We start from the raw sequence: 26,184 nt of genomic DNA, 5'->3' as shown, positions 1-26,184 counted from the left end.
GTAAGAAAATCGCCTAAATATCCGCAACGAGGTGCCGATATATCAAGTATCACTTTCTCAGTAAAAGACACCCTATTACCACGTTGCGATAGGTAACCTCACCATTATATAGAATGATGTATTGTTTATGATTTTTGCTAACCTGTCTCTAAAACAAGCCTTAATTTTGCCCTTTATTGTGGTTTTTATAGGGTCAATTAGTGCAATACTGTGGTTGCAGAGTGGGCGCTATGAGGATATTGCGAATGAAGTCAGCCGTAAACAACTGTCTAGTTTAACCAATAATGTCGTCAGCCGTTTAGATATCTATTTAGACCGCCCAATGGATGCGGTTAGCGCTATCGCTCACGCCATTGAGTATCATGATTTATATAACCCTAACGATACAGCGGCCATTGAAAACTATCTATTATCAACCTTCCAATTATTATATCAAGATGTCCCTCAGGTTGACCTAATCGGCTTTGGAGGTGAACAAGGTGAGTTTGTTGGCGTTAGAGCCTCTAAACAACACCATGAAGGTGAGCACTTTACCCTCATGGCAAAGGATGCCGTTACGGAAAACAGGCTGAATGTCTACTCAGGCTCTTCGCGCCAGCATGCCATCGAAGACAGCATCAGTCCTTATGACCCCAGAACGCGTCCTTGGTACACGCCAATGAAAAACAGTCGCGCTCCACAATGGTCACAAGTTTATACCAATGCTGATGAGCAAAAGGACATTACCATCTCCGCCTTATCTCCCGTCTACTACGCCCATGAAAACCAGCGCGAGTTTGTCGGCGTTGCCGCGGTTGATATCCAAATCAACACTTTTAATCACTTTTTAGAAGGCATTACACGCACCCATAAAGCACACGTCTTTGTCATCGATGCCAGCCGAGATCTCATTGCCCACTCTATCGATCAAACCATTTTAAACAGTCAAGGCCATCGAGTTTCCGCAGACAACAGCCTTCATCCTACTTTACAATTCCTGAGTAGTACCACACTTAATACTGACCTTGCCACGCCGACGCTGCTGTCTTTTGAGCATAATAACAGCACTCAATTTGTCATGGTCAGCCACTATCAAACCGAGACCAACCTAAGTTGGTATGTCGTAGTGACAATCTCAGCATCCGATCTAATGGGTGATATTCCCCTCCTGAGCCAGAAAACCTTAGCCGTTGGCCTTCTGCTGGGCGCTTTGGGTCTCGTCATTGGTGTCTTTACCCTAAACCAGCTCACAATACCGATTACCGAAACCGCACGAGCTTCTCAACAGATTGCAAATGGCCGCTGGGACTACCCACTCCCAAACTCTACGCGAATCAGAGAGGTGGACCAACTCATCAAGAACTTCTCCTCAATGCGAACGCATTTGGAGTCCTCATTTCGAGCATTGCGTGAGCAACTTACCCGAGATCCATTAACGAAGCTGTATAGCCGTTCTGGGTTTATCGAAGTGTGTGACAAGCAACTGAATGAACGCTCAGGCGCGATGCTGCTCATCAATATTAACCAGTTTAGAGACATCAATGACTGCTTAGGACACCAAGAGGCCGACATTTTACTCACCATCGTTGCTGAAAGATTAAGAGCATGGGTTGTGGTGGAAAGTGGGGTACTGGCTCGCACGGTTGGGAATGAATTCGCCATTTATCTCCCCTACCTCAATGAACGCGAGCTGCTCGATTACCTGTACAGAATCAGACAGATCTTTACTGCGCCGTTTATTATCTCCGGTGAATCGTTATCACTGCATATATCGGTAGGTGCTACGCTCACGGACCACAATCGTGATGCCGATTTAAACTTACGAAATGCAAGTATTGCTTTGAGCCAAGCAAAAGAAGAAAACAACCGAACCTGTGTCTATACCCCGGATATGGCCGAAAGCTCTAAAAAGAAAACTCGCCTATTAGCGGCTCTGTACTACGCGGTTGAAAACCAAACTTTTCGCGTCTACTTTCAACCGATTATCGACTTAAAAACCGGAAAAACCATCGGTGCGGAAGCATTGTTAAGGCTTAAAGATGAGCACGGCGAACCTATTTCACCGCTAGACTTCATTCCACTCGCGGAATCTTCCGGGCTTATTGAAGCCATTGGTCAGCAGATGATGACCCAAAGCATACAAGCGGTCTCACAGGCGATAAAGGCTCAGCAACTCGCCGCCGACTTTCAACTGCACCTGAATGTTTCTGTTTGCGAACTACGCTCAGGCCACTATGTGGATTTTCTCCAAGCGGCACTCATAGAAACCGCACTTCCGGCAAGTCAAATCGTTGTGGAATTAACTGAATCGAGAATTGCCGACAACGACCCGATTATCATCGAGAACATGACGCGTTTAAAATTCCTGGGTATTCGCATTGCAATCGATGACTTTGGTACCGGCTACTCATCTCTTGCCTACTTGCATAAGCTACCCTTTGATAGCCTTAAGATTGACAAAGCCTTTATCGACCAACTAACTAAAGAAAATGCGCATGAGAGCGTGGTTTCCGCCATCACTAAGCTATCGAGGAGTTTTGGATTCAGTATTGTTGCAGAAGGGGTAGAAACTCCGCTCCAAGCCGACTTGGCCAAGCGATTGGGTTGTCACTATGCGCAAGGTTATCTATTTAGTACCCCGAAACCACTTGAAGAGTGGCCGCAATTAAAAGCCAGCGCATAGAAAGGTCGACCTTGCGCTGATTCTCACACAAGGTCGTCAAATAAGTGGGGCGTTAAATCACACGTGAAAACTGTTGTTGACGAGCGCGTTGGCGTAGGTATTTGTCGAAGCACATACAAATATTACGAATCAACAAGCGACCTCTCAGCGTCACTTCTATCGACGACTCACCGACCGTAACCAGTTCATCATCAATAAACGTCTGTAGCAATGTCATATCTTCAGCAAAGTACTGGGTAAATTTGACCCCGAAACCTTGCTCAATCGAGGTGACATCCAACTTAAAGTTACAGATAAGCTGCTTAATGACTTCACGGCGAATTAAGTCATCGTTATCCAACACTACGCCTTTCCAGAGTGCATGACGAAGTTCATTGACTTGTGCATAGTATTTTTTCAGCTCTTTTTGATTTTGCGCGTAACTGTTACCAATCATTGAGATAGCCGACACACCAAAACCAACAAGATCGCATTCACCTTGCGTGGTATAGCCTTGGAAATTGCGGTGCAACTCTCCATTACGCTGCGCGACAGCAAGTTCATCTTCTGGCAACGCAAAGTGATCCATGCCGATAAACTGATAACCAGCATCGGTTAAGGTGCCAATCGTATCTTGTAAAATCGCCATTTTCTCTTCGGCGATAGGTAAGTCTTCATCTTTGATTTTTCGTTGCGCAGCAAATAAATTAGGCATATGCGCATAGTTAAAGACCGACAAGCGTCCAGGGCGAAGCGACAGCACTTGCTCTAGAGTGTCTGCAAACGAAGCCTTGGTTTGCTTTGGTAAACCATAGATTAAATCTAGGTTAGTTGAACGGAAACCCAGCTCTTTTGCTCGCTTGACCATGGCAAAAATGAACGCTTCGTCTTGCTCTCGGTTAACGAGGACTTGCACTTCTTTATTGAAATCTTGTACACCGATACTCAGCCGGTTAAAGCCTTCTTGGCGCAGGTGATCTAACATGTCCAGTTCGATTTCACGAGGGTCGACTTCAATACTGATTTCTGCACCGTCTTCAAACACAAACTCGCTTCGCAGAATCGTCATAAGTCGACTGATCTGGCTTTTGGTTAAAAACGTTGGTGTGCCACCACCGAAGTGCAACTGTGTGACTTTTCGACCTTGTAATAACGTGGCACGCTGACGAATTTCATGTTCGATAACATCCAAATACTCGTCCGCCTTGTGCGCGTGTCGAGTAATCACTTTATTACAACCGCAGTAATAACAAAGCTTATGACAAAATGGGATGTGCACATACAAAGAAAGTGGGCGTTCTGGGTACTGGGTGCACGCCATGTCGTAGTCAGAAATAGTGTACGCTTCGTGAAACTCTACCGCTGTAGGGTATGAGGTGTAGCGTGGCCCAGAATAATTGTATTTATCGAGAATCGTTTGATCCCATACAATCTGCTGCTTCGTTTCTGAGTGACTTTGAGACATGGTAATACTTCCAATAAACAGTGTTACTTTAAGCTCCTCTATGAGGAGTCAGATGAGCGCTATTTTGCCATAGGATTGTAACGGATAACGCTCGGACAGTGACTTTTACACAAGCAGTACGCAAAAATGCTAGCGCGATCACTTGTTCGCCAAAAAGAGGATAGACCTCTAACTGACAAGCTTAATGTTGATTTGATCATTAAGGGGGCGAACACTGCTTTGCAGTGCTTTTAACTCTTCAATAATAACATCATTGAGTCGAGCTTCGGCTTTCTGCCGAGCAAGGTTATCGCGCATGCGATCTTGCTTTTTCATTGTCTGTCTTGCTTCGCCGCGTGGCATTGCTTTCACGATATGAAAAAGCTCTGACGTCGCAGGGTATAGCGCGTCAAAATCAACTCGCTTGTCACCCTGCACATAGTCCATGATGTTATAAAGCCTAATCGCGGCTTCTGAAAGTTCGCATTGACCCTGAATGGTCGCAAGACAAATCGTCTCAACACTTTCAAAAATATTCGCGTTACGCTTTTTAATGGCCAGTTCTTGGTGTTGCTTGAGCAACTCCTTTTGCTTTTTGAGTTGCAGTAACAAATAGCCCGCATAGCCAGCTAAACCAGTGACAATAAGCACACCAACAATTGCTAACACAGTAACGGTATTCATCTACGCTTCCCTTCCTTAGTCCTTGAACTGATCCATGTTGATGCCTTCAAACTGTGACAATAATTCATCATCACTTGCCGGCGTTTTTTTCTTTGATACAGGTGCATCTACAGGTGCATCAAAATCATCGTCGTCTTCTTCAGGTAGAACAAGACCGAGTTGATTCATTAAGACTTCCATACGGTCTAGTTTTTCATCGACGTATTTTTGTAGTCCTGCACCAAGATTTTCACCACTTTCAATGCGATCCAACAACACGTTCAGTTGTGCATCATTTTCCAGTAGCTCTAACTCTTTCTCAGCCGATAGCTTACGCTCTTGCTTCGATGGCTTCTTCGCATCCGCGACAATTAAAGGAATCTTCTTTTTGCTTCCTAAGCGAGGGTCACGATTAACCGACGTTCCAGAACGTTGGCTTTCGCCGCCATCTGAATGACGGCTACCCGCTTTCTGACCTTTACGTTTTTTCAGGCGCTTTTGTAGGCGACCATCCACATCCGCTTGCGTGCGATTACGTGTGACTGCAACGGGCTCAGGCGCCGCTCCAGGCTTTCTCGATTTCTTCTTACGACTCATTACGTAAGCTTCCTCAATAAAATTACATCATTACCAATAAATTCGATTTCCAGTCCGTCTCTCTTGGCTAAAAACAAGAAAGTAGCGCGACTAAAAAATACGACATGTGTCTGATCACTTTTGTAGTGCCACGTTGAAAACGCATCTACATCAATAACCATCTTTGTCATTAACCCCAGGTATCCTCCTGGCTTAATGAGCGCTAACCATTGTTGCCAAATCTTGTTTGGCTGATACAAGTGCTCAATCACTTCGGTCGCTGTGACAAAGTCATACTTTGATTCTAGCGCTTTTGACTCTGGATAGTAATACAGGTCATACAGTGACATTGGGAACCCTTTCTCTTCAAACATCACAGAAAGTGTTGGACCCGGTCCACAACCGAAATCTAAACCCATTGAGCCTTGTGGTAATCGTTCTGATAACGGTGACGCTAAGCGAGACAGAAAACGTCGATAACCTGCATCACTCGGATCATTATTATGCAGATCATAAACGGCTTTTTCTGCTCGAGCATCAAGTCGCTGCTCAGCAGGCACAAAGACCAACTGACAACGAGGACACTGCAAGTAGTCTCGTTTTTTATCGCTGTGATAATGTGATGCATTTTCAGCAGCACAAAGTGGGCAAGTTTGCACTCATTATCTCCTGAACGATTCAAGGGTGCGAAACATACCAGAAAGTGAGCGTAGAGGGGAGAGTGATCGAGTGTTTTTTCTACAATTTTGTTGAAAAAAGCCCTGAGAAGCAGGTAAAAGGGGACTCAGTCCCCTAATTGCTTCGATTACATCCAATCGGTATTGCGAATAATACCAACGGCAATACCTTCAATAGCAAGGTGCTGAGCGGTTAAGTCCACTTCTATTGGCGAGAATGATTCATTTTCCGCATGTAATAATACTGTCGAGCCTTTGCGCTCTAAACGCTTTACCGTCACGTCATCATCAACGCGAGCAACGACCACTTGTCCATCTCGAACATCCTGCGTTTTATGAACAGCCAACAAATCGCCATCCATAATGCCGATGTCTTTCATACTTTCGCCATTAACGCGCAATAAAAAATCCGCCGCTGGCTTAAACATGCTTGGATCAACTTGGTAATGAGCTTCAACGTGCTCTTGCGCCAAAATAGGCTCACCTGCTGCCACTTGACCAATTAAAGGTAGTCCTTCATCTTCATTAGCCGCAGCCTGTTCAAGAAGAATACGAATCCCGCGAGACGCACCAGGAATAATTTCAATGGCCTTTTTGCGTGCGAGGGCTTTCAGGTGCTCTTCTGCTGCATTCGCTGAACGAAACCCCAGTTCTTTCGCGATTTCGGCACGAGTGGGCGGCATACCTACATCGTCTATTTTCTTTTTTATTAGATCAAATACTTGCTGTTGTCGTGCTGTTAGCGGCTTCATGCATCACCTGTCTGTTTATACAGTTAACTGTGAGTATATCCAGTACGTTGGTAATTGCAAAGATAATCGGTTGTTTTTTAGCAAATAGTCGCTGAATTCCTCTACAGCCACATCAAGCATAACGATTCTCTGTTTCGCTTTATTTTCATTAAAAGGTAAGACCAGTTTCTGTTATCCTTGCACGGCTCCAAAATTGATGTCTAGGATTAAGGTATGCATACGCGCTGTTGCGACGCTCCACCTCGGCATCGTTTTTTCCGAACAAATTGAGGCTGTGAACCCTATGTCTTCAGGACACTCACTTTTCCGTTCTTTTCTAAAGTTACCAATGTCAGTATTGGTAAAAGGAACGGCGATTCCATCTAACCCTATCGAAGATCTGCACATTGATATCACGAAACCCGTGGTCTATGCGTTGCCGTTTAATTCGAACGTCGATCTTCTCACCTTGCAAAAGCAAGCGATCGCACTTGGGTTACCCGATCCACTCGAGCCTATCGTGCTCAATGGTGAAGAACGAAATCGTTTTGTATTCATTGCCTCAAGACCCACTTTATTTACTCGTGACGATGACGTACCGAGTGATTCCATTGCGTTATTTTCTGACTTACTAAAAGAACATGAAAAAGACGCAAAACTTGATGTGCAGATTATCCCTACCACGGTTCTTTGGGGTCGTAAACCGGGTAAAGAGTCCGATACTAAACCTTACTTACAGGCAATGAACGGCCCACAAAAAGCCAAGGCGTTATTCATGTCTGGTCGCGATTGCATGGTGAGATTTAGCCCAGTGGTTTCATTGCGCTATATGGCAGATGTGCACGGCACGGATGAGTCGATCGCTCATAAACTCGCTCGTGTCGCAAGAATTCACTTTTCTCGACAAAAGCTGGCGGCATCTGGACCTAACTTGCCTAATCGACAAGTGCTATTTCAACGCCTATTGAATTCCCAGGTTATTGAACAAGCGATTCAAGATCATGCTCAAAGCAATGATATTCCTATCGAAAAAGTTCGTAAGGAAGCGCAGCAGATCATGGACGAAATTGCCGCTGACTTTTCCTATCGACTGGTCAAAATTGGCGATGTGGTCATGACTTGGCTTTGGAGCAAGTTGTACCAAGGCATTAACGTTAACAATGCCGCTAAAGTTCGACGCTTAGCGCAAGACGGGCACGAAATAGTTTATGTTCCCTGCCATCGCAGCCACATGGACTACTTATTACTATCTTATATCTTGTATCGTGAAGGCATGGTGCCACCGCACATTGCCGCTGGCGTTAATTTAAACTTTTTCCCCGCAGGTCCTATTTTTAGACGTGGCGGTGGCTTCTTCATTCGACGTAGCTTTAAAGGCAACAAACTGTACTCAACCATTTTTAGAGAGTATCTGGCTGAGCTGTTTGCCAAAGGCTATTCGGTGGAGTTTTTCAGTGAAGGCGGCCGCTCACGTACTGGCCGATTGCTGCAAGCGAAGACTGGGATGCTCGCGATGACCATCCAAGCGATGCTAAGAGGTCTTAATCGCCCGGTGACGCTGGTTCCTGTTTATATTGGTTATGAGCATGTCATGGAAGTCAGCACCTATGCTAAGGAGCTTAGAGGCAAGCGTAAAGAAAAAGAGAACGCTGGACAAATCCTCAAGACCATTCGTAAGTTGCGTAACTTCGGTCAAGGCTATGTCAACTTCGGCGAGCCGATCCCACTCAATCAGTACCTCAATGATAATGCGCCAAATTGGTCGCAAGATATTGACCCTATGGGTGTGAACAAACCACAATGGCTGAACCCTGTTGTGAATAACCTAGCGACCAAAATGATGACACATATTAACGATGCTGCGGCGACAAACGCATTAACGTTATGTGCCACCGCGTTGCTTGCTTCACGTCAACGTGCATTGACTCGTGATAGCCTCGTCAATCAGATCGATTGTTACTTAGCACTACTTAAGAACATTCCCTACTCTGATACCTCCACGGTACCAGCCGGCTCAGCGGAAGACTTGGTCGCGCATGCGGAATCTTTAGATAAGTTTGTCGTGGAGTCCGATACGCTGGGTGACATTATCTCTCTCGATCGTCATCAATCGATTCTAATGACCTACTATCGCAACAATATTATTCACTTATTCGCCTTGCCTTCATTGATTGCACAGATGCTAGTCAGTGAGCACTCCATGCCGCTTGAAACGATTAAGTGCAACGTAGCGAAGCTCTACCCATTCTTACAAAAAGAGCTATTTTTGAGTGTTGAGCCTACAGAACTGGCTGAGTTAACCGATCGCATTGTGGGTGAATTGGTCCGTCAGAGATTGCTGTTTATTGAAGACGGTGTGGTGTCCATGAATCAGTCCAATACCCAAATGCTAATGCTATTGGGCCGTACGATTTCAGAAACCCTACAGCGCTATACCATTGCACTCAATTTATTGGCGACTTACCCAGAACTCGATAAGCAAGAATTGGAACAGAAAACCCAAGATATCGCCCAGCGTTTGGGTCGCTTGCACGGCATCAATGCCCCTGAATTTTTTGATAAAGGTGTCTTTGCCTCGCTGTTCAGTACCTTAAAAGAGCAGCAATACATTGATGTAGATGGCAACTGTGACACAACTAAAACCGATACATTGGCTCGCTTGCTTTATACCCTGCTTTACCCAGAAGTAAAACTCACCATTCAAGAAAGCGTCCACCAATCAGATGAGCCAGCTGTTGAATCTCACGATGACAGCCCAGCCGCATCGTAATTCTTCACAGACTCGCTCCAATTCACAGCAATAAGCCGTGAAAACGAAAAAAGCGCCTAATTAGGCGCTTTTTTTACACATATTAACGGAGAGCAATAGATCGCTTTTCGCTTTACCACATAGCAACCAGCAACCCAATCGTAATCGCCATGCCTACATAGTTATTGTTCAGAAATGCTTGAAAGCAAAGGCTACGCTCCCTGTGTCGAATCAGCCATTGTTGGTACACAAACAATACACCAACCACAAGCAGGCTCCAGTAGTAGCTCGTGCTCAATTGATACCAATGCCCTAATCCCATTAGCATCGCCAACACGGTCATTTGCAGCACACCTACTGCCAGTTTATCTCTGCGACCAAATAGTATGGCTGTCGATTTAATACCAACGTTTAAGTCATCATCACGATCCACCATGGCATACAAGGTGTCGTAAGCGATGGTCCACAGCGCATTCAAAGCAAAAACAAACCATAACACCACGGGCAATTCATTGGCCTCAGCCGCCCACGCCATTGGGATCGCCCAACTAAATGCTAATCCTAAAAAGAGCTGTGGTAAATGGGTAAAACGCTTCATAAACGGGTAAATAAACGCCAGAACTAAACCCATTAACGATAATTTAATCGTTAGCGTGTTCATGGTTAGGACCAATAGAAATGAAGCAATAGATAACACCAGAAACAAACCGATGGCTTCTTTAGACGATACAAGCCCTGACGGCAACGGTCTGTGCTGAGTTCGCTTCACTAGCCCGTCGACATTTCTGTCGGCGAAATCATTAATGACACACCCTGCGCTGCGCATCATCACGACACCGAGGCAAAATACAATAAGTACATGAATACTTGGCATGCCTTCCGCAGCCAAAATCAAAGCCCATAATGTTGGCCACAGCAGCAGTAAGGTGCCAATGGGCTTATCCATTCGAGTTAATTGCCAGTACGCTTTGGCTTTCGTTGAGGTCATCAAGCGCTCTCTCTCTTATATACTGGCGAATGTGGCAAAAAGAGTTCTGCGACTAGAATAGGATGCCCTGCGACCCACAATCGAGAGCGGCGAGCAAATAAAACCCCCTCCGAAGTGGTAATTTGAGCGATTTCTAATGCGTCTCGCTTCGTATCGGCATTTGAAAACACGGTGACTCCTAATGGCGTATCCCCTTGTTGGGATATGTCATAATCCCCTTGTCCCATGGCAGATAATGACATGAGCGTACGACCAATGACCCATGGTTGCTCATCCCCTAATAGGACCACTTCACGCAACCAACAGTCTTCATGCGCCAACCGTTCGATTTCTTCTTCAGTGATTCTATCAGCGCAACTTTTCGTATTACTGACCACTTCGACAGACAAATGGTCACATTCAGCATTAAGCCGATGTGATAATGAACCCTGTTCAGTCAGCCATTGCAGTACATTCGTACTCATCGACTGGAATTGTTCTGGAGATTGCCAGCGAGCTTGGCTTAAGGCTTTTAAATAATCGGAAACTGAATCATTCATTTTACTATTCAATAACACGCGCTTAGCGCGTACAATCATAATTATATTGAGTGGCCGTATTGTATCACTCTATGAGTGAATTAACTCAGGCTGTATTGCGCCATTGTAACAAAGTTAATCGCTTGTAATATCGGCTTAATGGGATTTCCAAGAGGGAAATATGCGTAAACGTTACCTAACCCAGTTTTTCCTAATGCTAGGCTTGACTGTTTCAATGTCCAGCCTTGCCTCTGAAGAGCCTGTGCCATCACTGGCGTACTTCACATTGGAGCCAGAGCTGACAACGAACTTTTTTACCAAAGGTAATCGCTTAGGTTACGTTCAAGTGCGCATTGATGTCATGGTGGCAGACTCTGGTGACCTGGGCATTATTGAGCACCACCAGCCACTCATTAGAGATGCGGTTATTGAGCATCTTGGCCGACAAAATGCCGACGTGATCAAATCGCTGTCTGGGCGAGAAGAGATACGCCATGCATTAGTCGACAAACTGAACAACCTACTACTGGCTGAAACAGGAAAAGCCGTCATTGCTGATCTGCTTTTCACGAAATACCTTTATCAGTAAGCGTGATAGGTTCCAATACCAATACGTTCATAGCCTACGTCAATCTCAGCGACGCGTAAGACGCGAGCTATCGATCATACCGAGCGCCGCACCACTGATTAATCCGGCTAGGTGCGCGGTATTGGCTATCGCCATAAACGGCTGAACAAAGCCTAAGACTAACCAAACCAACATAAAGCCAATGAGCGGTCTAGGCATTTCTAAACCAATATCTGGTCGCTTCCAAGTGATCACCCATAGATAGCCCACAAGCGCATATACCACGCCAGACAAGCCGCCAAAGTTGGCACCATCGACCCAGTATTGTCCGGTACCAGAAACCGCCGCGGAGACTAAAAAGATTTCAAGTAACTTCCGACTCCCCAGTTTCTGTTCTATATCTCCACCGAACTGCCACCACCACAATAAGTTGAAAATGATATGCATAGCAGAGAAATGCAGTAGACCATGAGTAAACCAACGCCATATTTGCCATTGCTGACCGTCTTCGGCGGGAAAATGCAGCGCAGAAAAGATTGCTTGAGCGAGACCAACCTGCTGCAGCACAAAAATAACCGAGCATATCAGCATAATCCCTAACGTCACGACACCCGCTTTTGCTTTGAGCATAGCGAGAAAACTTGGCGTAGAATATTTAAATGGATTACGACGAGTTTCTGCCATATCCCAAGAAGAGGCTTGATACTTGCTATTACCTGGATCCTCGAGAAACAATTTAAGTTCCGCTTCTGTCTCTATCTTGTCTTCGTCTTTCATCAGCCACAGGGCAAATTGACCACTCCCCTCAGGCATCATTTGAATATCGATCTGCCTTGTCGCCATATAGTCGATAAAGGCTTGGCCCATTCTAGGGCTTTGAAGAGTAATCAATCGAATCATAAAAAGCTCTCAACAGGAAAGCCAGCTCTATGCCATGCTTCAAAGCCGCCATCAACGTTATACACGTCATCAAAACCTTGATTAAGTAAATACTGGCCAGCACCTTGGCTGCTAATGCCGTGATAACACATCACGAATACTGGCGCATCAAAGTCAACCTCACGCATGAATTCGACCAGGGAATCATTGGTCAAATGAAACGCTCCCGGTGCATGAGCTGTCGCAAATGTTTGAGGGTCTCGTATGTCGACCAAGCGTGCTTCTGGATTTTCTATTAGTGCCTGCTGAGCACGCTGTACATCGATATGTTGAAGCTGGTCCATAACGCTAATTCCTCACCTTTTTGGCATTTCATCACACAAATTATGACGATTTTCATTCGTAATTTCTCTGTGTCCATATTATCACTATTCAGTGCTAATAAAGTACTGACAATCAATAAGGTTATCCACTAACGTTTAATAAATCACCAGCTGTGTGTAAATCTGTGGATTGCGTGAATAAAGTGTTTTTTGATCTTTTGATCCACTATATATAGTGATGATCTTGATTTTGCTGTGAGTAAAGTAAAAGGTATCCCCAAGGCATAAAGCCGTTGAAAGTACCATTACTCGCCGCTTTCTGACAGCTGGCGAATAATTTCCTCACAGAGTTATCCACAAGAGAAGAGAACGTTTGCGATCGATTTTTCGATCCCTTTTTCGATCCCAATAAAAAAGGCCGCGATCATAAGATCGCGGCCTTCGAAAAGAGTTAAGACTCGGTTAGAACTCGCCAACCGCCGCCTTTAATTTCTTCATGGCATTCTTTTCAAGCTGTCGAATTCGCTCAGCAGAAACACCGTAGTTGTCAGCAAGATCTTGTAGCGTCGACTTGTTATCATTTAACCAACGAGAGCGGACAATATGCTGGCTGCGTTCATCAAGCGTTGATAATGCATGACCTAAACGATTATTGGTGTGATTTTCCCAATTCTCAGCTTCCACATTGTCAGCAAGATCAGAGCTACGGTCTTCGAGGTACAGTGACGGGGCGGTGTAAGAAACGCCTGTATCATCATCATCGGTTGGCATCTCAAACGTCGGATCTTGCGCCGCCAGTCGAGATTCCATTTCACGAACCTCTGAGGGTTCTACGCCGAGCTCTTTTGCAACTGTTTCAACTTCACCGTTATTGAACCAACCTAAACGCTTCTTAGATTTACGCAGGTTAAAGAAAAGCTTACGTTGCGCTTTAGTCGTCGCAACTTTCACAATGCGCCAGTTTCTCAGCACATATTCGTGAATTTCAGCTTTAATCCAGTGCACAGCAAAAGAAACAAGACGAACACCGACTTCAGGATTGAATCGCTTCACCGCTTTCATTAGGCCAATGTTGCCTTCCTGAACTAAGTCTGCCATTGGCAATCCATAGCCAGAATATCCACGAGCAACATGAACAACGAATCGAAGATGAGAAAGGATAAGCCCTTTCGCAGCATCAATTTCACCTTTATAGTGTAATCGCTCAGCTAGCCCACGTTCCTCATCAGGTGTCAACATAGGGTAACTGTTCACTGATCGGATATAGCCATCAAGGCTATCCTGTGTAACTAAAGCCATTGAATACGCTTGGTTAGTCATTCACTTCCTCATTCACTTTGAGTGGGATACAACACCTTCTTAACCCAACAATACTGAACCTAATCCAATAGAGATTCAAGAAGGGGGTTGTAATTATGCATAATCAGTTGCACTAAACAAGAGCAAAAGACGATTAATTTTCACTCATTAATAGGTATTACTGACATATTTGCGACGTTCATCTTGCTATGTGGTTGAATACTCCACCGATTACTCGTTGCTCTATAAATGCCGCCATGCCACTTTCATTAAGACCTGCTTACATTAAACCGGTTCAATTTCTTTTAAATGACGCTTGGCAGAAATTCTTGCCGCGCAAATACCAAGAAATACGCCAACCATGAGTATTAGCAAGGTTTCATCCCAATTCAGTCCTATCAGTCTAAAGTCGCTATCGTAAAGCATCGCTAAATCCGTTACTGCTCGATTTAGGACAACGGTAATTAACGCCGTCAATAACCAAGCAATCGCAGCGCCAAGGAAGCCAAACCACATACCTGAATATAAATAGGGCCTCAAGATGTAGCTGTCTGTCGCGCCGATAAGTTTCATGGTCTGAATGGCTTCTTTATTTGCCAATACATTAAAGCGTAGCGTGTTACCAACAATAAGGAAGACCGATGCCAGCATTAAAACCGATAAGGTAATAACCAGTGTTGACGATAGTGTCTTGATCGCATCAAAGCGGCTTAGCCAATCTTCATCTCGCCGAATATCCGTCACATCCGGTTGCGTTCGTAACTTTGACACCAGACTACGGTCAGTTTCGACACTGGTATTGGCAGGTTCAATCACCAAAACGCCAGGCAATGCATAACCATCGAGCAAGCTTATCGCCTGATCGAGTCCAGAATGCTCACTAAGCTCAGCAAGACCTTGTTGAGGAGTAATGTATTCTACCTCTTTAACCTCTTCCCAACCTTCAATTGCATCCTTTAACACCAATACTCGTGCATCGGGTACGCCCGTTGTGATGTAAGCTGTCACTTGCGAGTGGCTGGTCACATCACCGGCTGCAACCGCCACGTTTTTACCTAGCAAATACAGACAAGCAGGCATCGTGAGAGCCATTGAAATGACAGCCAACGTTAATAAATTGCCAAGAGGACGCTGCCAAAGCTCTTGTAACGACGACTTTGCTTGTTTCCAGTGCACGGCAAAAAAACCATCCGACGCTAACCGCTGCTTCTTAGGACGCTGTTTATTTTTACGTTTAAACACCATCACTCACCTCACTTAAGAAACCCTGATTCAGCTCTAGGTAGCGATACTGAGGACGAGAGCGCACAAGATGAATATCATGCGTTGCCAATAAAATGGACACACCCGCTCGATTAAACTCCTCAAATAACTGTAAGACTTTATTTGACAACTCTGGGTCTAAGTTACCTGTAGGTTCATCTGCCAGCAGCATCGTAGGTCGGTTTACCACCGCTCTTGCGATGCCCACTCGTTGTTGTTCGCCACCAGATAATTGGCTTGGCAAGCATTTCGCTTTATCTAGCAAGCCTGTTTTATCCAACGCCGCAGAAACACGACGTTTAATTTCATTTTCAGCGATCGCTTCTATACGCATGGGTAATGCCACATTATCAAATACGGTTCTATCCATAAGTAAGCGATGATCTTGGAAAACGATGCCAATATTACGACGCAGGAAGGGAATATCCTTTGGAGGAATACGGCTAATATCATGATCATTAAACAAAATACGACCATCTGTTGGGCGCTCCAATGCGCAAATCAACTTCAGGAGAGTACTTTTTCCGGCACCAGAATGACCACCTAGAAATGCCATTTCACCTCGTTTCAGGTGAAAGTCGACCTTTTGAAGGGCTTGTCGTCCCCCTCGGTAAGCCTTGCTCACTTGCTCAAATTTGATCACCGAATCATTCCTCTGATCTGGGTATTCTGTGTTGAAAAGGGATGCTATGCATCCCTATTATCCGTTGTCTTTGTCGCTGACAACTGTCACCTTGCTCGTATTCGCTTATTCATCACGACTAAACAACGCGTCAATAAAGTCTTGAGTCTCAAACGGACGAAGATCATCAATCCCTTCCCCGACCCCGATGTAACGAATAGGGATTTGGAACTGATCAGCAATAGCAAAAATCACGCCGCCCTTCGCGGTACCATCTAGCTTGGTCAATGTAATACCGGTTAATGGCGCAACGTCACTAAATAGCTTGGCTTGGCTTATCGCGTTTTGTCCAGTGCCAGCATCGAGCGTTAACATAATTTCATGCGGCGCTGAGTCATCAATTTTTTTCATAACGCGAACGATCTTACGCAGCTCTTCCATTAAGTTCGCTTTATTTTGCAATCGACCTGCGGTATCAGCAATGACAACGTCCACCCCACGCGCTTTCGCCGCTTCAATCGCATCATAAATGACCGAAGCACTATCTGCGCCGGTATGCTGAGCGATAACGGGAACGTTATTACGCTCACCCCATACTTGCAGTTGTTCTACCGCGGCGGCACGGAAGGTATCTCCCGCTGCTAACATGACCTTCTTGCCTTGTCCTTGGAATTGTTTTGCTAATTTACCAATGGTCGTGGTTTTACCTACGCCATTCACACCAACCATCAAGATGACATACGGGGTTTTAGTCGTATCGATTTCCAGTGGCTTTTCAACATGACTAAGAATTTCAGCCATCTCTTCCTTTAGTAAACCATACAAGGCTTCACCGTCTTTTAAGTCACGACGCGATGCCTTCTCTGTTAAATTACCGATGATCTTTGAAGTGGTATCCATGCCAACATCGGCAATCAGTAGCTGCTCTTCCAACTCTTCAAACAAGTCGTCATCAATTTGCTTATCTTTAAATAAACCAAAGAAGCCGGCACCAATATTTGCTTTCGTGCGACTTAAACTGCGTTTAAGACGAGCAAAGAAGCTCTCTGTTGGTTTTTCTTGTTCATGAATACGCTCTTGAACGCTTTCTTCTTCACTTTCTTGAACACTCACCTGAGCCGTTATCTGAGCGCTTTCGTCAACATGCTCTGCTTCTGCTTCTGCTTCTGCTTCTGCTTCTGCTTCTGCTTCTGCTTCTTCAGGCTGTTTTACCGACGCCTTATCGACAACAACTTCTTCTTTTTCCACAAGCTCTTGAGGCGCTTGTTCAAGACGTTGTTCGTCCTCCAGTTGCTCATCTTGCTGTTGCGGTTTCTGCTGGGGAGACTCTTCGTCACCAAAACCAAGCCAAGAAAGTAATCCGCGTTTTTTCTTTTCTGTCATCTGAAACTATCCTGAATGCTGTCTTTCAAATGTTTTAAATCGGCTCTGAGCCAAAGTCAGTCAACGCATCGCTAAATGCGAAAAATCTCTCTAAAATAAATATGACAAAGCAGTGAAAAATTTCGTCAGAGATTGGTACACTTCGTCACTATTAACTTAAGCTCTTCGTAGGGCTACGTATAGTATCACTTTATTGTCGGTCAAAAAATCTATGGTTAAACGTCGCAAGCAAACTCCATCACAAAAATCTGCCCCAATGGGGAGTGTGCGTATTATTAGCGGACTATGGCGCGGTAGAAAACTACCCGTCCATGATGCCGAGGGTCTACGCCCAACCACCGACCGAGTAAAGGAAACCGTTTTTAACTGGCTCGCGCAAGATGTCCCACACTCACATGTGTTAGATGTCTTTGCTGGCTCTGGAAGCCTAGGCTTTGAATCCGCATCAAGACAAGCCAGTCAAGTTCAAATGATTGAGCTGAATAATAAGGCTTATCAGCAATTGGTCAGTAACACTGCTCTACTCAAAGCGGACAATATTCGTCTCCACAATACCAGTGCCCTTACTTTTCTTACGCAACCTGGTAGTCCACACGATTTGGTTTTTATCGACCCTCCTTTTCGTCAAGGCTTACTACCAGAAACTGTCGCATTACTGGAACAGAATGGCTGGCTGAGTGAAAATGCGTTAGTTTATATTGAGACTGAAAAAGAACTGACTCTAGATGCTATTCCTGAAAATTGGGATCTACTCAAAGAAAAAACGGCAGGACAGGTCTGTTATCGACTTTTTAAAAGGAACCACGAATGAACATACTCATTAAACTGGCCAAGATAGCCTTTGGTTTTATCTGGTTAATTTTAATCCTCAATATTTTTGGCGCCTTTGACGGTTTCGTTGATCGCCAGGGTGCGATCGGACTTTACATCATGACCGCCTTTTTGTTCATCATGCATGGTGTGCAAATGGCGATATTTTTGGGCGCATTCGGCGAGCATCTCAAGCTCAGTACGTGGGAAAAATACTCCATTTTGGCCTTCGGTATCTTTGCCTTACTCGATATACGCCGTAAACATATGATGTAAAAAAAGCCGCTGATGCGGCTTTTTCTTATGATTGGTAAGGCTATTCATAGACAGCAGGCCTATTTAGTCAGTCACCCCACTGAACAAATTATCCACCGCCTATCCAATATAGCCTTTTACCCCATTTAAGAACATCTGCGTTGAAATCATAACCAGTAATAACCCCATCAGACGCTCCACCGCTTTTAGACCACGCTCGCCCAGAAGCTTGTGGAAAAAATTATAGAACATCAAAATAAAGAAAGTCGCTCCCCAAGCAAGCAATACCGCCATGGATAATTCACTTAATTTATCAGGGTGCTGTGTCGAGAGGAGTAGAATAGAAGCAATGACCGAAGGTCCTGCCAACATGGGAACGGCCATCGGCACAATAAACGGCTCTTCACCTGCCGCTAAGCCAGTCACACTCCCTGCTTGTGGAAAAATCATCTTGATCGCAATGATAAACAAGATGATACCGCCTGAAATACTCAATGTTTCTGGTTCAACGTGTAAAAAACTCATAATGCTTTTTCCTGCAAAGAGGAACAACATTAGAATAGCGAGCGCGATACACAATTCTCGTACAAGCACCATACGTCGACGTTTAGGATCGAGATGCTTCAATATAGAAAGTATGATGGGAAGGTTGCCAAGCGGGTCCATGATAAGAAATAGCATGGTTGCTGCAGATAGTATGTCCATGAGTAAAGCCTGCTCGCGAGAGAAATTCGCGTGAGTATAGCAGGCTTATGCTTTCTCGTTTAGTGAGAACAAACACGCTCAATATTGAGCTGCCACAAACCCTGTTGTTCAATCACTTTCTGCTTTGCGATGAAGAAACTGAGCAACGCTTCCAAATCAAAGCCTTCTCGGCTGCAAGTTCGAAACTCTGCATTCTTACCAAACTGTTCTTCGACCAAGCTCACTAGCTCATCTCGTGACATTGGCTTCTCACGCAGAAGGTTAAGTACTTTGTGTGCATGGATTGCTGTTGTCATTATCGTATCCCCATTTTAATCTTAGTGCGGAGTATCACCCGACAGTGAATGGTTTGAAATGATCTATCGCAAAACACGCTCATAAAACTTATAGGTTTGGTGCAATGGCCGACGCCACAATAAGAGCATGTGATAAATAGTAGCTTCCGGAAATACCATATCGCGCGCGAACCTTTTTAAAATGATACTTATCCAACCCCCACATCATCGCTGATACGCTAAGACATAAGGTACCAATAAACGCTTGCAAAGAAGGCCCGTCAGAATGATACAGCCACGCTTCACCTGCGGCGCACACTACATTGACTAATGATAACCCCATAATAGCAACAGGAAGCAGAAAGGAATCCAAACGAGGCAACAAAAGGAAAAAAGTTACGATGGCGACACATAGTAGTAGCGCGGGTAACCAAAGAACAAAATGGCTTTGAACCTGTCCCCATAATCCTAAGCTGTACACCAGTTGCGCAATCACGTAACCCACAAAACTGGCTCGTCCAAAACGACCCGACAAATGGCCTACATCACTGATTAAAAATAGCACTAGGCCGAATGATAGCCATAACTGGTAGTCACTGATGCCTTCTGAACCTAGCAATATTGCCAACAACAAACCATGCGTCATCACACTGAACGTGATCGTTCGCTTCGTATCGCCCTTTTCAGCAGCATAAATAAACAGCAAAGACGATAAACCTATCGTAAGCCAACTCCACATAATCACACCTGTTTCTTATTATCGAAACCAGTGTAAGAAGCTCGACTTTCATGTCCAGTCATTAGACCGAAAAGTTGGACTTGTCTTAAATTAAATAAGTTCCAAATTGACAGCCGTCGTTTTTTGCAAAGGAGTGTGAGTAAGCGGTTTTCACCACAAATAAATAGCAAACGTTTGCCTTGCGCGTTTAAAATAAAGTGCCATACGGGAAATGTAGCCCCGGCTATTTTGGGGCGTTAAGCGGCAGACTCAGGTAAAGACACAAGCCTAAGAGAGAGTGTAAATATCTGTTTTAATGTATCTTTAATGGCAATTATTTGAAATAGCCCAAAACTAAAGCCAAGAGAGCAAACACCTCCATAAAGCTATACTTTTCTCTTCTTAATTTCTATCTCTATCGATTACAAACTCTCAAACCGTGAGAATCTGCCAAAAACTCAATAAACAAAAGCTATAAAACAGCAACCCAAACGCTACGTAGACCAAAACCCCAAAACAACAAGGACAATATTCAAACAATAAAAGACAACAATTAAATCAATACAAAACAACAAGTTAAAACACAATTTAAAGCCAAGGACAATAAAGAACAAATTAACAGCAAGATAAAAACACTGTTTCTTTTGTAAAAATAGCCACAATTAAGATAGTAAACTGTCAAAAACAAAAGCTAGCTAAAGTAACGGTTGCAAAACCACCAAAAACAATGCTATTCTAATTTACATACTGAAGAATAAATAAAGGAGCAGTGTTATGATTTCATCTTCTCAAAAGCAAGGATTAGTGATGATCGCCGTCGTAGTAGGTCTAATGACACTGCCGATACTTTACTAATTGCCATTGCATTAGATACAAAAAGGGCCGCTATCAAGCGGCCCTTTTTGTATCTAATAGCATTTATTTCGACAAAATGTGCAGTACTTTTTCCCAATGAACGTAATAGAAGCCCATTGCCAGTAAGGTAATCAGTGCCATTAGCCACACTGCCGTCCGCCAAATAAATCGACTGCTTCTTGGTGTCAACTCTTGCTCACACTCAGCGCATGCACGCATAAAGCCTTGTTTATCATCAAGCTTATAATCTTCTTCATGAACGATTTTATTGCGAATAGTCGCGATATACCGCAGCTTTCCAACCACATCATGAGGTAACCGCTCTTCACAGCTCGTGATCAGTTGGTGTAACCCTTTGCCATCCGCTCGATATTGTTGTCTTAATAGTTTTTCAATGCGCCGCGTTTTGATTACCACGCTTTCAATATCTGACATATGTTTCCCTCCACAACCAGCCTAATATGTGGAACTGAACTATCGCTGGTCAGTACCCTGTGTACTCATTCTGTTATTGTTATCTATTTGTATCAGAATTTCGACAACGGTTCGGTAAATTCAAGTAAAGATTTAAGCCTAAGTCGCAGAGATTTTGTGTGATATGACCCCAAATTTCATACCGTAAGTTAAATTTGTCCTTATTTTCCGCGTATTTTATGCGATCTTTATTCCATCAGGTTTTGAGTTTGGAGATAAACATGCCCCTTTCTTTAGTTATTGCCGTGGCGGTGCTAATTGTTATCACTGTGTTTCTATTCCTGCAAACTCAGCGCCAGCACACTCATGGTATCAACGCTCCTGAACAAAAAACGCTTATCACCATTTTAGATAAACAGGTTGTTGTTGCGTCGGATCCCTCAGAAGAAGATGAATACTGGATTTATGTTCAAAAAGGCAGGTTTGGACCTAAACGAGAGTTTCAAATCGGTGTGCACTACTACCACCATCTTTCACCAGGGGATAAAGGTATCCTTACCTATCAAGGCACTAAGTTTTTGCATTTCTCACTTACTCGCTGATTTTAAAAAATTTACCCTATAAACAAGTCATGTTAGCTTAGAGTTCTCACCCCACAAGGACGTAATCTCATGCAGCTAAAGAAGCGCTGTCAGCCATGGTGGCTACTGGCTCTGTTTGCCTACGCATCAGCGGGCTGCACTGCAGCCTATCAAGGTAAGGTCAACGATGCTGAAGTTCATCTTGTCGACTATTTCCAGCGTTCTGCTGGCGCGCCTGCTCTCATTGAGAATATGGATGCGTTAGGCATTGACCACGCCTATGTTATGGGGTTACCAGTTATCAAAAAGTGGGATCTCTCTCAGCCCAAAGCCCCGCGCTTTGTATATGGTGATGACGCCCCTGTTTACTATTACTCTCACACTGACGAACTCATCGCACGGGAAGTCGAATCATTACCGAAAACTCAACAGAGCCGCCTTCATCCATTTTTAAGTGGCTTTAACACCACTGACCTCAATGCGGCAGAGTACCTAGAGCGTGAGCTCACCTTTCGACCTAACTTTTGGCAAGGCATTGGTGAAATCATCACTCGTCACGATCACCTTACGGCACTAACCTCGGGTGAGAAACCAAGGGCGAACCACCCTGCCTTAAACAAAGTTTATCAATTAGCCGCCAAACATGACCTTCCCGTGTTGCTGCACGCCAACATCACATCGCAGCGAGAAAACGAGCCACTCTATCTCAATGAACTTAAAGAAGCGTTACAGCAACACCCTGATACTCGTTTTTTATGGGCTCATGCTGGAACCACCAGCACACTCACACGCCATTTGGATATGAACTTTCTTTATCAGACCGTCACTTCGTTACTTAGTGAGCACGATAACCTCTATATTTTGGCGTCATGGTCATTGATTGATGTGGTCATGCCACAGGGGACATTAGATAGACGCTGGGTATCCCTTATAGAAGCATACCCAGAACGGTTTATGGTAGGCAGTGATGTGGTCGGTACATTTGGATATCAAAAAACGGCGCTCAAAACATGGGATCCAGTGCTATCGGCGTTACCAAAACATATCGCGCAAAAAGTTGCCTATAGCAATATGTTGGCGGTATTACCGCAAGCCGGTAAAAACGTTAGCCATTAAGCCTATCATCTTCACTGACAAAATAACGCTAGTGCACCGCCTGCACGTTTTGACTCCAGCGCTGTGCATCCGCTAAAGCCGAGTACACAGCCTGCTGGGTCAGCCCCAGCTGCTGTCTGTATTTTTCCATGCCGCTCCAATCTGCTGCTTCAAAGCACTCTTCCAGCGCTAACAACTGACCATAAGGCCCTTGCCTTTGTAATAAAGCCCCTTTAATTTCACAACATAGCGGTAATTGCTGAATCAGTTTTTCTAAAGAAAGATCCATTAAGGCATCGAGGATGGAAAATAGCCCTATCATAAACGCTTGATCTCGATACTGAGTAAACGGTGCATGCTCCGTCATTAAACGACAGAATTGAGCACGCTGGAGAGATAGTCCGTACAAGGCTTTCGGTTTAGTGTGGGAAATAAACGAGGCTACCGTTAAGGAAACAAACAGCTTTAGCTTGTCTTGTCCAAGGTAAATCAACGCTTGACGAAAAGAGGCGATTTCTGCTTCTAATCTAGGGTTCATCGTATTCACGAACTGCAGTAGTTTATAAGACAGCACAACGTCTTTCGCGACAATTCGTTCCACCTTATCCACATCGATTTCTGGCAAACAAACTTGCTGAAACAACTCCATCGCCACCAGCTGCTCTGCGCTGATATAAACCTGTTTTTGCATAATAGGTTTGCTAAAGAAAAACCCTTGGAAGAACTTAAACCCTGCCTGCTTAGTGAGCCTAAATTCCTGCTCAGTTTCTACCCGTTCTGCTAGGTAATGACGGGTACTCCCTTTGCCTTTCTGCTGTCTGACAAAAGCACAGGCTTTTTCCACGCCCATCGCCATAATGTCGAGTTTAACAATTTGCACAAATGGTAAAAAAGGTTCCCACGCTGACGTATATACAAAGTCATCAAGCGCAATGGTATAACCGGCACGATACAATTCACGAATCGCTTCGTACAGCTCCTGATCAGGTGTGCAGGTTTCCAATATTTCCACCACCACTTTCTCTTTGGGAAGCATTAATGGAAGACGGCGAACTAAGCTTTGATGAGGAAAGTTAATAAAACATCGTGACGAGGCGATTTCAGGATTTACCCCGAGAGAAAGGTAGTTTTCAGTGATCAGTCGGTACGTGGCTCTATTGGCTTCAATATGCCCTGGAAATGCATTATTTTCTCCATCGCGAAAAAGCAATTCATACCCCAATGTATGACGACGAGCATTAAAAATCGGCTGGCGAGCGACATACGTGGGGTTCATGTTCACGATGCGTAACCCTTACGACTTCGCGGCGGCGAGTAATGCACCGCACCCAATAAACATGGAACCAAACAGCTTATTGATTTTTTCCATAATGCGCCCAGAGCGAATATATCGCCCCATCTGAGAAGCCAGCGACGTGTAACCAAGCATCACGGTGGCATCGATCGCAACCGTTGTCGCTCCCAAAATCATAAGTTGCGTGACTTGATTACCAGCAGGGTCAATAAACTGAGGAAATAACGCCACCAAAAATACAACTGATTTAGGATTTGTTAAGTTAATCAACACCGCGCTACGTAGCAAGGTTCCCGCACTACGTGCATCATGACTCGTATCGGCCACCAAACTTGAGGTATCCCGCCACTTCTGGATCCCCAACCAAATCAAATACACCACGCCTACCCATTTAATAATGGTAAATGCTATTGCTGACTTGGCAATGAGCGCTCCGATACCCGCACCGACCAATATAATATGAACAGCCAAACCAATCTGTAGACCTAAAATCGCAGTAAGCGATTTCCTAGTACCATAATTAATGCCATTACTGATTGAGTTCACCATACCTGAGCCAGGTGCGAGACTGAACACAATCGCCGTGACAACATAAGCAAGCCAAACATGATAATCCATTGCATTTCCTTACGACTGATTTACTCTTATCAGCAAAAGAGTCTTTATTCTGTTTTCGGCAAAATCTAACTGGTCGTCAACAGAGGCATCAACACTATCTTGTAGGTTAATTCATGACCGATACCAAATTAATTAACGTTCCTTATACTCAAGAGCAAGATTTTGAGCAAGTTATTCACTCACAAATTGCCACGTTTTGGGCGAGCCGACACGAAGGTCATAAGAAAGCCAAAGATGGTACGACACTGTACTGGTGTAAACTCACCCGACCTGAACATAAAAAAGCCTTGGTTGTTGTCAACGGCAGAATTGAGTCCGCGTGGAAGTATCAAGAATTGTTCTATGATTTTTTCCAGCTTGGCTATGACATTTATTCTTTTGATCACCGTGGGCAGGGACTATCGACACACTTAGCTCCGAATCCTGAAATGGGTCATATTGGCGAATTCTCCGATTATCTTGATGATATGCAGCTCATACTCGAACAATTCGACCTCAAGCACTACGAGAAGCGGCATTTACTCGCGCACTCCATGGGTGGGGCGATCGCCACTCGATATATACAAACGAGAGCGAATCATAACTTTGATAAAATCGCCCTTAGCGCGCCCATGTATGGCGTGAATGTTCCTCCCTACCTAAAGCCATTTGCCATCTCTGCGGCTCAAATCATGACGGCAATACACCCAACACCAACGTACGCACCTGGCTATCAGGGTTATGTCGCAAAACCTTTTGATATTAACCCTTTGTCACAGAGCAAAGTACGTTATCACTGGTTTAGAGAACTGTATGAACTGAAACCAGAGCTAAAAATTGGCGGCCCAAGTACTCGCTGGGTTTGGCAAGGTCTCATGGCAGCGAAACAGTGCATTCAACAGACAAGACAAATACAAATCCCCCTACTGTTATTGCAAGCAGGAAGCGATGTGATTGTAAGTAATCAGGCGCAACAACGTTTTATGGACCGATTACATAAAACCAACAATCAAGCGGAAATGCTCGTCGTAAACCATGCTAAGCATGAAGTATTATTTGAAAAAGATGAGTACCGAAATCAAGCGATGAATGCCCTTCTGCAATTTTTCGATTGCTCGCCATCCGTCACAGGCTAGGCGCAATTAGTGTTCATAATATTTCCTCTCTGCCTAGCAAATGAGGAAATATTTACACTTCCTGTTTACCCTCTTTTTATTCGATGATTTACCCTACAATACCCATAAGGCTCACTTCTTAGCCT

The 26,184-nt window shown here is 44.5% G+C and carries 27 protein-coding genes; 8 read left to right on the top strand and 19 right to left on the bottom strand.

Annotation, left to right across the window (positions count from 1 at the left end; translation table 11 throughout):
* Nucleotides 1-127: 127 nt before the first annotated feature.
* Nucleotides 128-2,662: a bifunctional diguanylate cyclase/phosphodiesterase gene (locus MD535_RS20975; protein ID WP_265676979.1), complete on the top strand. Its 2,535-nt coding sequence runs from the start codon at nucleotides 128-130 to the stop codon at nucleotides 2,660-2,662.
* Nucleotides 2,663-2,714: 52 nt separating this feature from the next.
* On the opposite strand, the gene hemN is transcribed toward MD535_RS20975, so the two are convergent.
* The 5 genes from hemN to lexA form a co-directional block, all read right to left on the bottom strand.
* Complete coding sequence (gene hemN / locus MD535_RS20970; protein ID WP_265676978.1) at nucleotides 2,715-4,106, bottom strand: oxygen-independent coproporphyrinogen III oxidase; 1,392 nt, start codon at nucleotides 4,104-4,106, stop codon at nucleotides 2,715-2,717.
* Nucleotides 4,107-4,274: 168 nt separating this feature from the next.
* A complete protein-coding gene (locus tag MD535_RS20965) occupies nucleotides 4,275-4,769 on the bottom strand; it encodes a DUF2489 domain-containing protein (protein WP_265676977.1) in 495 nt (164 codons plus the stop codon).
* Nucleotides 4,770-4,784: 15 nt separating this feature from the next.
* Nucleotides 4,785-5,345, bottom strand: a complete 561-nt coding sequence (gene yihI / locus MD535_RS20960) for a Der GTPase-activating protein YihI (protein WP_265676976.1) — start codon at nucleotides 5,343-5,345, stop codon at nucleotides 4,785-4,787.
* Complete coding sequence (locus tag MD535_RS20955) at nucleotides 5,345-5,983, bottom strand: class I SAM-dependent methyltransferase (RefSeq protein ID WP_265676975.1); 639 nt, start codon at nucleotides 5,981-5,983, stop codon at nucleotides 5,345-5,347. Before MD535_RS20955 ends, yihI begins: the two co-directional genes overlap by 1 nt.
* A gap of 146 nt (nucleotides 5,984-6,129) precedes the next feature.
* On the bottom strand, nucleotides 6,130-6,753 hold the full coding sequence (lexA, locus tag MD535_RS20950) for a transcriptional repressor LexA (RefSeq protein WP_265676974.1): 624 nt from the start codon (nucleotides 6,751-6,753) through the stop codon (nucleotides 6,130-6,132).
* A gap of 283 nt (nucleotides 6,754-7,036) precedes the next feature.
* Between lexA and plsB the strand changes: the two genes are divergently transcribed.
* On the top strand, nucleotides 7,037-9,502 hold the full coding sequence (gene plsB, locus MD535_RS20945; protein WP_265676973.1) for a glycerol-3-phosphate 1-O-acyltransferase PlsB: 2,466 nt from the start codon (nucleotides 7,037-7,039) through the stop codon (nucleotides 9,500-9,502).
* A gap of 112 nt (nucleotides 9,503-9,614) precedes the next feature.
* Here the strand turns inward: plsB and ubiA are convergent, their stop codons facing one another.
* The gene (gene ubiA / locus MD535_RS20940) at nucleotides 9,615-10,469 is read right to left on the bottom strand and encodes a 4-hydroxybenzoate octaprenyltransferase (protein WP_265676972.1); all 855 of its coding nucleotides are present in this window, start codon (nucleotides 10,467-10,469) and stop codon (nucleotides 9,615-9,617) included.
* Entirely contained in the window at nucleotides 10,469-11,008 is a 540-nt protein-coding gene (locus MD535_RS20935) for a chorismate lyase (protein ID WP_265676971.1), read from the bottom strand. The genes ubiA and MD535_RS20935 overlap by 1 nt, the downstream gene beginning before the upstream one ends.
* Before the next feature lie 160 nt (nucleotides 11,009-11,168).
* On the opposite strand from MD535_RS20935, the gene MD535_RS20930 reads away from it, so the two are divergent.
* Nucleotides 11,169-11,576: a flagellar basal body-associated protein FliL gene (locus tag MD535_RS20930; RefSeq protein ID WP_265676970.1), complete on the top strand. Its 408-nt coding sequence runs from the start codon at nucleotides 11,169-11,171 to the stop codon at nucleotides 11,574-11,576.
* 45 nt (nucleotides 11,577-11,621) lie between these two features.
* Here MD535_RS20930 and glpG read toward each other — a convergent pair whose 3' ends face one another.
* From glpG to ftsY, 6 genes are all read right to left on the bottom strand, one after another.
* Nucleotides 11,622-12,455, bottom strand: a complete 834-nt coding sequence (glpG, locus tag MD535_RS20925; RefSeq protein WP_265676969.1) for a rhomboid family intramembrane serine protease GlpG — start codon at nucleotides 12,453-12,455, stop codon at nucleotides 11,622-11,624.
* Nucleotides 12,452-12,778, bottom strand: coding sequence for a thiosulfate sulfurtransferase GlpE (glpE, locus tag MD535_RS20920; protein ID WP_265676967.1), 327 nt, complete (start codon nucleotides 12,776-12,778; stop codon nucleotides 12,452-12,454). Before glpE ends, glpG begins: the two co-directional genes overlap by 4 nt.
* A gap of 441 nt (nucleotides 12,779-13,219) precedes the next feature.
* A complete protein-coding gene (rpoH, locus tag MD535_RS20915; RefSeq protein ID WP_265676965.1) occupies nucleotides 13,220-14,077 on the bottom strand; it encodes an RNA polymerase sigma factor RpoH in 858 nt (285 codons plus the stop codon).
* Nucleotides 14,078-14,341: 264 nt separating this feature from the next.
* Nucleotides 14,342-15,301 (bottom strand): permease-like cell division protein FtsX, encoded by a 960-nt coding sequence (gene ftsX, locus MD535_RS20910; protein ID WP_265676963.1) that lies wholly within the window; start codon nucleotides 15,299-15,301, stop codon nucleotides 14,342-14,344.
* On the bottom strand, nucleotides 15,291-15,962 hold the full coding sequence (gene ftsE / locus MD535_RS20905; protein ID WP_265676960.1) for a cell division ATP-binding protein FtsE: 672 nt from the start codon (nucleotides 15,960-15,962) through the stop codon (nucleotides 15,291-15,293). The genes ftsX and ftsE overlap by 11 nt, the downstream gene beginning before the upstream one ends.
* Before the next feature lie 105 nt (nucleotides 15,963-16,067).
* On the bottom strand, nucleotides 16,068-17,324 hold the full coding sequence (gene ftsY, locus MD535_RS20900) for a signal recognition particle-docking protein FtsY (RefSeq protein WP_265676959.1): 1,257 nt from the start codon (nucleotides 17,322-17,324) through the stop codon (nucleotides 16,068-16,070).
* Between the two features lie 211 nt (nucleotides 17,325-17,535).
* Between ftsY and rsmD the strand changes: the two genes are divergently transcribed.
* Nucleotides 17,536-18,135 carry a 16S rRNA (guanine(966)-N(2))-methyltransferase RsmD gene (rsmD, locus tag MD535_RS20895; RefSeq protein ID WP_265676957.1) on the top strand — a complete coding sequence of 200 codons (600 nt, stop codon included), beginning with the start codon at nucleotides 17,536-17,538 and terminating at the stop codon, nucleotides 18,133-18,135.
* The gene (locus MD535_RS20890; protein WP_102470760.1) at nucleotides 18,132-18,410 is read left to right on the top strand and encodes a DUF1145 domain-containing protein; all 279 of its coding nucleotides are present in this window, start codon (nucleotides 18,132-18,134) and stop codon (nucleotides 18,408-18,410) included. Before rsmD ends, MD535_RS20890 begins: the two co-directional genes overlap by 4 nt.
* A gap of 99 nt (nucleotides 18,411-18,509) precedes the next feature.
* On the opposite strand, the gene MD535_RS20885 is transcribed toward MD535_RS20890, so the two are convergent.
* The 4 genes from MD535_RS20885 to MD535_RS20870 all read right to left on the bottom strand — a co-directional run bounded on the left by MD535_RS20885 (nucleotide 18,510) and on the right by MD535_RS20870 (nucleotide 21,377).
* Complete coding sequence (locus tag MD535_RS20885) at nucleotides 18,510-19,094, bottom strand: YhgN family NAAT transporter (protein ID WP_265676956.1); 585 nt, start codon at nucleotides 19,092-19,094, stop codon at nucleotides 18,510-18,512.
* 59 nt (nucleotides 19,095-19,153) lie between these two features.
* Nucleotides 19,154-19,390, bottom strand: coding sequence for a YecH family metal-binding protein (locus MD535_RS20880; RefSeq protein ID WP_265676954.1), 237 nt, complete (start codon nucleotides 19,388-19,390; stop codon nucleotides 19,154-19,156).
* A gap of 88 nt (nucleotides 19,391-19,478) precedes the next feature.
* Nucleotides 19,479-20,108 carry a lysoplasmalogenase gene (locus MD535_RS20875; protein ID WP_265676952.1) on the bottom strand — a complete coding sequence of 210 codons (630 nt, stop codon included), beginning with the start codon at nucleotides 20,106-20,108 and terminating at the stop codon, nucleotides 19,479-19,481.
* An 897-nt stretch (nucleotides 20,109-21,005) separates the two neighbouring features.
* A complete protein-coding gene (locus MD535_RS20870; RefSeq protein ID WP_250619609.1) occupies nucleotides 21,006-21,377 on the bottom strand; it encodes a DUF4145 domain-containing protein in 372 nt (123 codons plus the stop codon).
* A gap of 260 nt (nucleotides 21,378-21,637) precedes the next feature.
* On the opposite strand from MD535_RS20870, the gene MD535_RS20865 reads away from it, so the two are divergent.
* On the top strand, nucleotides 21,638-21,958 hold the full coding sequence (locus tag MD535_RS20865; RefSeq protein ID WP_265676951.1) for a DUF2500 domain-containing protein: 321 nt from the start codon (nucleotides 21,638-21,640) through the stop codon (nucleotides 21,956-21,958).
* A 69-nt stretch (nucleotides 21,959-22,027) separates the two neighbouring features.
* Nucleotides 22,028-23,053 carry an amidohydrolase family protein gene (locus MD535_RS20860; protein ID WP_265676950.1) on the top strand — a complete coding sequence of 342 codons (1,026 nt, stop codon included), beginning with the start codon at nucleotides 22,028-22,030 and terminating at the stop codon, nucleotides 23,051-23,053.
* A 28-nt stretch (nucleotides 23,054-23,081) separates the two neighbouring features.
* Here MD535_RS20860 and MD535_RS20855 read toward each other — a convergent pair whose 3' ends face one another.
* Nucleotides 23,082-24,308 carry an EAL and HDOD domain-containing protein gene (locus MD535_RS20855; RefSeq protein WP_265676986.1) on the bottom strand — a complete coding sequence of 409 codons (1,227 nt, stop codon included), beginning with the start codon at nucleotides 24,306-24,308 and terminating at the stop codon, nucleotides 23,082-23,084.
* 18 nt (nucleotides 24,309-24,326) lie between these two features.
* On the bottom strand, nucleotides 24,327-24,944 hold the full coding sequence (gene rhtB, locus MD535_RS20850; RefSeq protein WP_265676949.1) for a homoserine/homoserine lactone efflux protein: 618 nt from the start codon (nucleotides 24,942-24,944) through the stop codon (nucleotides 24,327-24,329).
* A 113-nt stretch (nucleotides 24,945-25,057) separates the two neighbouring features.
* On the opposite strand from rhtB, the gene MD535_RS20845 reads away from it, so the two are divergent.
* Nucleotides 25,058-26,059 (top strand): alpha/beta fold hydrolase, encoded by a 1,002-nt coding sequence (locus tag MD535_RS20845; protein ID WP_265676948.1) that lies wholly within the window; start codon nucleotides 25,058-25,060, stop codon nucleotides 26,057-26,059.
* The last annotated feature ends 125 nt before the right edge of the window (nucleotides 26,060-26,184 follow it).

The organism is Vibrio qingdaonensis (assembly GCF_026191675.1).
Lineage (GTDB): Bacteria > Pseudomonadota > Gammaproteobacteria > Enterobacterales > Vibrionaceae > Vibrio > Vibrio qingdaonensis.
This window is presented reverse-complemented; position numbering and strand designations above follow the sequence as displayed.

Coding starts and splice junctions, on each gene's coding strand:
- MD535_RS20975 (WP_265676979.1), top strand. CDS start 128: ATGATTTTTGCTAACCTGTCTCTAAAACAAGCCTTAATTTTGCCCTTT.
- hemN (WP_265676978.1), bottom strand. CDS start 4,106: ATGTCTCAAAGTCACTCAGAAACGAAGCAGCAGATTGTATGGGATCAA.
- MD535_RS20965 (WP_265676977.1), bottom strand. CDS start 4,769: ATGAATACCGTTACTGTGTTAGCAATTGTTGGTGTGCTTATTGTCACT.
- yihI (WP_265676976.1), bottom strand. CDS start 5,345: ATGAGTCGTAAGAAGAAATCGAGAAAGCCTGGAGCGGCGCCTGAGCCC.
- lexA (WP_265676974.1), bottom strand. CDS start 6,753: ATGAAGCCGCTAACAGCACGACAACAGCAAGTATTTGATCTAATAAAA.
- plsB (WP_265676973.1), top strand. CDS start 7,037: ATGTCTTCAGGACACTCACTTTTCCGTTCTTTTCTAAAGTTACCAATG.
- ubiA (WP_265676972.1), bottom strand. CDS start 10,469: ATGACCTCAACGAAAGCCAAAGCGTACTGGCAATTAACTCGAATGGAT.
- MD535_RS20935 (WP_265676971.1), bottom strand. CDS start 11,008: ATGAATGATTCAGTTTCCGATTATTTAAAAGCCTTAAGCCAAGCTCGC.
- MD535_RS20930 (WP_265676970.1), top strand. CDS start 11,169: ATGCGTAAACGTTACCTAACCCAGTTTTTCCTAATGCTAGGCTTGACT.
- glpG (WP_265676969.1), bottom strand. CDS start 12,455: ATGATTCGATTGATTACTCTTCAAAGCCCTAGAATGGGCCAAGCCTTT.
- glpE (WP_265676967.1), bottom strand. CDS start 12,778: ATGGACCAGCTTCAACATATCGATGTACAGCGTGCTCAGCAGGCACTA.
- rpoH (WP_265676965.1), bottom strand. CDS start 14,077: ATGACTAACCAAGCGTATTCAATGGCTTTAGTTACACAGGATAGCCTT.
- ftsX (WP_265676963.1), bottom strand. CDS start 15,301: ATGGTGTTTAAACGTAAAAATAAACAGCGTCCTAAGAAGCAGCGGTTA.
- ftsY (WP_265676959.1), bottom strand. CDS start 17,324: ATGACAGAAAAGAAAAAACGCGGATTACTTTCTTGGCTTGGTTTTGGT.
- rsmD (WP_265676957.1), top strand. CDS start 17,536: ATGGTTAAACGTCGCAAGCAAACTCCATCACAAAAATCTGCCCCAATG.
- MD535_RS20890 (WP_102470760.1), top strand. CDS start 18,132: ATGAACATACTCATTAAACTGGCCAAGATAGCCTTTGGTTTTATCTGG.
- MD535_RS20885 (WP_265676956.1), bottom strand. CDS start 19,094: ATGGACATACTATCTGCAGCAACCATGCTATTTCTTATCATGGACCCG.
- MD535_RS20880 (WP_265676954.1), bottom strand. CDS start 19,390: ATGACAACAGCAATCCATGCACACAAAGTACTTAACCTTCTGCGTGAG.
- MD535_RS20875 (WP_265676952.1), bottom strand. CDS start 20,108: ATGTGGAGTTGGCTTACGATAGGTTTATCGTCTTTGCTGTTTATTTAT.
- MD535_RS20870 (WP_250619609.1), bottom strand. CDS start 21,377: ATGTCAGATATTGAAAGCGTGGTAATCAAAACGCGGCGCATTGAAAAA.
- MD535_RS20865 (WP_265676951.1), top strand. CDS start 21,638: ATGCCCCTTTCTTTAGTTATTGCCGTGGCGGTGCTAATTGTTATCACT.
- MD535_RS20860 (WP_265676950.1), top strand. CDS start 22,028: ATGCAGCTAAAGAAGCGCTGTCAGCCATGGTGGCTACTGGCTCTGTTT.
- MD535_RS20855 (WP_265676986.1), bottom strand. CDS start 24,308: ATGAACCCCACGTATGTCGCTCGCCAGCCGATTTTTAATGCTCGTCGT.
- rhtB (WP_265676949.1), bottom strand. CDS start 24,944: ATGGATTATCATGTTTGGCTTGCTTATGTTGTCACGGCGATTGTGTTC.
- MD535_RS20845 (WP_265676948.1), top strand. CDS start 25,058: ATGACCGATACCAAATTAATTAACGTTCCTTATACTCAAGAGCAAGAT.